Source organism: Pseudolactococcus raffinolactis NBRC 100932, from assembly GCF_001591765.1.
In the GTDB taxonomy this organism is placed as follows: domain Bacteria; phylum Bacillota; class Bacilli; order Lactobacillales; family Streptococcaceae; genus Pseudolactococcus; species Pseudolactococcus raffinolactis.
Map to the genome: position 1 here is coordinate 1 of NZ_BCVN01000081.1, position 2,258 is coordinate 2,258.

The following is a 2,258-nucleotide window of genomic DNA, read 5'->3' on the forward strand; positions in this document are numbered from 1 at the left end:
AACTTGAAACTGAATTGGCTAAAATCGAAGATGAACAAACAGATGAAAATACTGACGAAGATGAAGAAAAAGAAGATGGAGAAAAACGAAAAATGGGTAAAAAAGTAGAAGTTAGAAACACACAAGACAATAAAGATTTTGCAAATTATATCAGAACTCAAGGTCTTGAAACACGCTCATTGAATACAACTTCAGGCGCTGTATTAGTACCCGTGGAAGTTTCACAAAATGTATTAGAGCTTAAAGATGGTCAAGTTGATTTGACAGCATATGTTACAGCTGAAACAGTTGGAACAGGTTCAGGTAAATTCCCAGTTGCAAAACGAGCTACAGCAATTCTTGCAACCAAAGAAGAATTAGCTGATATTGCTGAGATTGATGATCCATTGTTCATTGATGTTGAATATTCAGCTAAGACAAGAATCGGTCAAATCGCATTTTCAAATGAGCTTGTTGAAGATTCAGCAATTGATGTAGTAGCATACGCAGAAAAACAAATGCAAAGAATGGTTCGTAATACAAATAACAAAGGTATTCTTGATGTATTGAACACATTTGCAGTTAAAAATGCAATTGGTGCAGATGGTCTTAAATCAATCGTTAATATTGAACTTGACCCAGAACTTGATACTAAATTTGTCGTGGATCAAAATGCTTATCAATTCATTGATACACTCAAAGACAGTCAAGGTCGTTACTTGCTACAAGATTCAATTGCGTTCGCCAGCGGTAAATCACTTTTTGGTAAAGAAGTTATTGTAATTTCAAATGCTATCGCACCAAAAGCAGTATCTGGTGCGGTTGGATTTGTATGGGCAGGTGACTTAGCCGAAGCAGCCGCTTATTTCAAACGCTCAGACATTACGGCAACTTGGGAAAAATTTGATGCCTTTTCTAAAGGTTTGGCAGTTGGCGTGCGTTCCGACTACAAAACAGTTGACGAAAAAGCAGGCGTGAAAGTCAAATTGACAGCTGAATAAGCAAATATAAGAAAGAGGGCAACCTCTTTTATTTTTAGCGAAAGGAGTTAAATAATATGAAATATGAAGTATTAGTAGATTTTACATGCAAAGAAACTAAACATGTTTATCGCATAGGCGATAAATACCCGAACAAGGGACGGACAAGAAAGGGTAGAATCGAAGAACTTCTTTCATCAAACAACATGAGGGGGCAACCTCTTATTTGTGTGATGGAAGTTGAGGAGGTCAAGAATGGCTGAAACAAATGAAGATAAGATTTTGGGGCTTGTGAAAGCAACATTGGGCTATAAGTCTAGTGTTCGTGATGAATTATTGAAAGTGGTTGTTAAGTCTATCATTGACGAGTTAGAAATTCAAAAACGCATTTCAATAAACTTTGAAAACGCTGAACACTTAATGTTTGTTGTTGATTATGCAGTTTTCAGATATGAAAACAAGGGCGGTGGAACAATACCACGAAACTTAGAATATCGGTTGAGAAATTTGATAATCAAATTCGGAGGTGCTTAAGATGTGGGATTTAGAAGTTTCATTGCTTGCAGAAGATGGATATGTTCAGGAAAAGGGTAAGATTAACAAGACTGTTAAATATAAGGAAACTGAATTACTAGCTTATGAAAAGCCTATTGGCAGAGCTGAATTATACTACGCAGGGCAAAGCAACACAGAATTGACAAAGATTATTGTTATTCATGCTTTTGAGTATTCAAATGAACAGTTGGTTAAGATTGACGGTATTGTCTATCAAGTCATTAACACTTATAAAATCAACAATGAACAACTTGAATTGAAGTTGAAAGCGAAAAAAGGCGGTGTGTGATGCAAGATATAGCAAACGAAATTGCACAAGCATTAAGCCAATATACAAGCGAAGTTGAAGCTGAAATTGATATGATCAAAGCCGATGTAGCGAATGAAACAGTTAATATGCTGAAAGTTAATAGCCCGATGGGTAGGCGTGGAAAATACGCTAAAGGTTGGCATGTAAAAAAAGATGGTAAAAGCTATGTTATTCACAATGCGACAAATGCAGGATTAACTCACTTGACAGAAAAAGGACACGCAAAAAGGAATGGTGGGCGTACTAAGGCACAACCTCATATTTCAATTGCTGAACAAGAAGCTATCAAGAAATTTGAGAATAAAGTAGAAAGGGCAATCAAAGGTGGCTAAATGAATTTGATGGAATTTAAAGCAGAATTGGAAAAGTTAGAAATACCTATCCAATACCGAAGTTTTAGCGTTGGTCATGCGCCCGAATTGCCTTATATTTTA

At 36.2% G+C, this 2,258-nt stretch carries 5 protein-coding genes; all 5 read left to right on the top strand.

The genetic code is table 11. The annotated features are described in order from the left end of the window. Positions 1 to 980, top strand: a 980-nt coding sequence (locus LRA01S_RS10450; protein ID WP_082785460.1) for a phage major capsid protein, incomplete at its 5' end; no start/stop codon positions are given. A gap of 56 nt (positions 981 to 1,036) precedes the next feature. Then, positions 1,037 to 1,222 carry a hypothetical protein gene (locus LRA01S_RS10455; protein ID WP_061775545.1) on the top strand — a complete coding sequence of 62 codons (186 nt, stop codon included), beginning with the start codon at positions 1,037 to 1,039 and terminating at the stop codon, positions 1,220 to 1,222. After that, entirely contained in the window at positions 1,215 to 1,493 is a 279-nt protein-coding gene (locus tag LRA01S_RS10460; RefSeq protein WP_061775546.1) for a hypothetical protein, read from the top strand. The genes LRA01S_RS10455 and LRA01S_RS10460 overlap by 8 nt, the downstream gene beginning before the upstream one ends. Before the next feature lies 1 nt (position 1,494). Continuing rightward, a complete protein-coding gene (locus tag LRA01S_RS10465) occupies positions 1,495 to 1,803 on the top strand; it encodes a phage head closure protein (RefSeq protein WP_061775547.1) in 309 nt (102 codons plus the stop codon). Continuing rightward, entirely contained in the window at positions 1,803 to 2,156 is a 354-nt protein-coding gene (locus tag LRA01S_RS10470; RefSeq protein WP_061775548.1) for an HK97 gp10 family phage protein, read from the top strand. Before LRA01S_RS10465 ends, LRA01S_RS10470 begins: the two co-directional genes overlap by 1 nt. The last annotated feature ends 102 nt before the right edge of the window (positions 2,157 to 2,258 follow it).